The organism is Desulfosporosinus shakirovi, assembly GCF_020595055.1.
In the GTDB taxonomy this organism is placed as follows: Bacteria; Bacillota; Desulfitobacteriia; order Desulfitobacteriales; family Desulfitobacteriaceae; genus Desulfosporosinus; species Desulfosporosinus shakirovi.
In genome coordinates this window covers 1-3135 of the sequence record NZ_JAJDOO010000079.1, presented here as the reverse complement: position 1 = coordinate 3135, position 3135 = coordinate 1, and the positions used below count along the sequence as shown (strand labels likewise).

Genomic DNA, 3135 nt, shown 5'->3' with positions numbered 1-3135 from the left:
TTTCAAGTACGCAAATAATGATGACATAATTAAGCAATTGTATGGACTGGTATAAAATGCCGATAAAATAATCGTAGGCATTGGAAAAATCCAGTGTCTACGACGCTTGAAATTTATATATCGGAATAACTTTTTTATCGGAATAATCCGTCGTCAGATATCCACTGTACCCTGAGAGAAACTCCTTGGATGATAGCCACCCCGTGTGGGTTCATAGTTGAATAAGATGACCGGAGGCACATCGCATAGTTCTCCAGAACGGTAAACCCACATCTAGCTTTTAGCGGTTGCATTACGATTTTCTTCATATAAAACTTGAACACGAGTTTCATCGGCGTGAAGGGTACCGCAGGAAAGCATATGTTTTTTCATCTCATTGTACAACAAGGATAGGTATTCCTCGCTGCAACGGATCATCCAGTTGGCCATCGTCTGCCTAGACAGATTCACTCCATAACGCTGAAACTCACTTTCGTGACGAGCCAAGGGGACCGAGTTAACATACTTTCCATTCATAATAGCCGCCACGATAGAGGGGGTAGCTATACTACCACGAAGCAACGATGGATCTTTTTTAGCACGAAGGATATTCCCACAGCTACTGTCTTCACACCCATAAACGGATACCACATGCTCTTCTCGTTCAAAATGAGCGGGCACAAAGCGTAGATAGCTGGTTTTTTCTTCGGTGATGATTTTTAAGGCCTTTCCACAGTGACAGACACATTCTTCAGCAGAAAGTTTATGTTCTATATGTACCACGGGAAAATCCGCGAGATCTGCTTCTCGTTTACCTTTTTGCTTCTTACGCTTATAAGGCTTAGGAACGACTTCCTCATATTGAGGTTCAGTCGCAGAACTATCCGAAATAGCCTCAGCTTCATTAAAACACAAAGAGATTTGCTCATATCCTTCGGGGATTTGATCCTTTTCGCTGGAAGAACCAAAGCGACGATGGTTAGAGAGCGCAATTTGCTGGGTTAAATAATCCAATTTGAGTACTAATTTTCTTATTGTGCTCCATGAGAAGCTTGCATAAGGAAAGGAGTTCTTCTTTGGAACAGTCATTCAATTTTCGGTCTGTAAAGGGGATGTTATTGCTCGTTTTCATGGGAAAATTATATCATTTTTGGAGCTGAATTTCCATAGTAGAAGTGCCGGAAACGCCCATTTTATGCGGGTCTTTTAGCATTTTCGCCTTCAATTTATCATTAAATTACGATGCTTGGGTGACGCTCTTTGAAGGCGCTTTTTTGCTCAATGGAAAGGCCCTCGAGCAACCAGCGTAATTCTTTAATGGACACTTGTTTGACCTCTTTAGCCTTCATAGGCCAACGAAAACTCCCTTTATCTAATTATCTAAGCGTTTCATGAAAAGCCAAAAACCTGATCCATTCCATTGGAGTATTTTGATGAGACTTTGACTACGGTTACAAAAGACAAACATGGCACGGGAATAGGGATCTAGATTGAATTGAAGTTTTACGATCATGGCTAATCCGTTAATACTTCGCCTCAAGTCAGTGACACCACATGCCAGATATACCTGGGAGCCGAAAGTAAAGTCAAGCATAGACATTCAGAATTTCTAAGACATTACGCAGTGTGTCGGGATGACAACTCTCAAAAACCTCAATCGATAGGTTTTGATATCGAATCACTATGGGAGCCGATGAGCTCATCGATAGTCCCACTTGAGTGATTGGGACAAACTCATGGTTAAAACAGCTATCCAACTCAAGGGATTCTTTGTTCAATTTATTGATCCAGTAATGCAAGCTGGAAAGGGTGAGTTTGTTTTGTCGACACCAGGCTTGAGCGTTCAGCCCACTGCTTCGATAATTACAAATACGATCTTGCCATAGTTCGCGTTTCAATCCTCTAGTCATAAGTACCTCCAAAAATTTAATTTAAAGGCATTATCTCATGTCTATAAGGTGGTTTGATAGATACAGCCGGTTTGACGCTTGCGTTCAACTTTTGTTGAACAAGTTAAACTAACTTAGGTTTCCTGAATTTCGTAATCTAATGCCAATTCCCCATCACTTAAGAATTTGAACTATTAATAATTGTTAAGAAAAAAACTATTGACTAAACTGTTATTATCATGCTTACTAAGCATATATAACAGAATATTTTAAGATTTCAAAACTTGATTATAAAGGAACGTAAGGGGGATTAAATAGTGCCATATATAGATATTTTGGGAAAGGGAACATATTATATTCAAAGTTGCAAATCTCAAGAGGATCTACCTACTGTAGTATTTGTCCACGGTGCGGGAGGAACCAGCGAAAATTGGGTCTGTCAGTTAGCCGGAATCGAAGGCTACAATTTGATTGCCCTTGATCTTCCGGGACATGGCCGTTCAGAAGGTTCGGCAATTGAAAGTATAACCGGGTATCGGGAATTTGTTTGGGGTTTTGCGCAAGCGTTAGAGTTAAGACTGTTTTATATTGTTGGGCATTCTATGGGCGGGGCAATAGCCTTAGATCTGGGTTTAGAACATTCGGAAGCGCTGATAGGATTAATTATTATCGGCAGTGGGGCAAGACTGCCAGTAAGCTTTTCGTTTTTAGAGTTACTATCTATGGGTAAACATCCTCTCCAAATTGTTAAATACAGCTATGCAAGTACTATTTCCACTGATATTCTTAATAAAGCAACTCGAGAAATGAAAAGTGTTCCAATCGGAGTTTATCAGGCTGATTTACAAGCTTGTAATGAATTTAATATAATGGGTCGTATCAAGGATATCATCAACCCAACCTTAGTCATTTGTGGGCAAGATGATCAAATGACTCCCCCTAAATACTCTAAACACCTTTGCAAAGAATTACCTCATTCAACCATAACTCTTATAACCGAAGCTGGTCATATGGTTATGCTAGAGCAACCGGATCAGGTTAATGAAGCTATTACTAACTTTTTGTACTCGAACTGATTAGTTACCTAAAATGAAAACACAAAGAGACATGTTACTTGAAATACTCTAACATGTCTCTTATGTATTTTGAATTTAATTAATAGGGATAAATGTTTTACACTATAGGTGTAAATTCATATTTTAGAAGTAATCTCTGAAGTTTCGCACCCAATAATTTAGAGCAAATCAAGGCCAAATAAGTTCGAAAG

4 protein-coding genes and 1 pseudogene are annotated in these 3135 nt (G+C 39.3%); 1 reads left to right on the top strand and 4 read right to left on the bottom strand.

Annotation, left to right across the window (positions count from 1 at the left end; all coding sequences use genetic code 11):
* Positions 1-273: 273 nt before the first annotated feature.
* The 4 genes and pseudogenes from LJE72_RS25815 to tnpA all read right to left on the bottom strand — a co-directional run bounded on the left by LJE72_RS25815 (position 274) and on the right by tnpA (position 1889).
* Positions 274-993 carry an IS66 family transposase gene (locus tag LJE72_RS25815; protein WP_229251002.1) on the bottom strand — a complete coding sequence of 240 codons (720 nt, stop codon included), beginning with the start codon at positions 991-993 and terminating at the stop codon, positions 274-276.
* A gap of 218 nt (positions 994-1211) precedes the next feature.
* Positions 1212-1343, bottom strand: a pseudogene (locus LJE72_RS26630) (hypothetical protein); the annotation flags it as partial.
* A gap of 8 nt (positions 1344-1351) precedes the next feature.
* Positions 1352-1573: an IS66 family insertion sequence element accessory protein TnpB gene (tnpB, locus tag LJE72_RS26910; protein WP_396391969.1), complete on the bottom strand. Its 222-nt coding sequence runs from the start codon at positions 1571-1573 to the stop codon at positions 1352-1354.
* The gene (gene tnpA, locus LJE72_RS25810) at positions 1566-1889 is read right to left on the bottom strand and encodes an IS66 family insertion sequence element accessory protein TnpA (protein WP_229251001.1); all 324 of its coding nucleotides are present in this window, start codon (positions 1887-1889) and stop codon (positions 1566-1568) included. The genes tnpB and tnpA overlap by 8 nt, the downstream gene beginning before the upstream one ends.
* A 296-nt stretch (positions 1890-2185) precedes the next feature.
* Between tnpA and LJE72_RS25805 the strand changes: the two genes are divergently transcribed.
* On the top strand, positions 2186-2944 hold the full coding sequence (locus tag LJE72_RS25805; RefSeq protein WP_229251000.1) for an alpha/beta fold hydrolase: 759 nt from the start codon (positions 2186-2188) through the stop codon (positions 2942-2944).
* Positions 2945-3135 lie beyond the last annotated feature (191 nt).

What these genes read in the sequence shown, in the direction of transcription:
- tnpB (WP_396391969.1), bottom strand. Translation starts at nt 1,573, where the DNA reads ATGCTTGACTTTACTTTCGGCTCCCAGGTATATCTGGCATGTGGTGTC.
- tnpA (WP_229251001.1), bottom strand. Translation starts at nt 1,889, where the DNA reads ATGACTAGAGGATTGAAACGCGAACTATGGCAAGATCGTATTTGTAAT.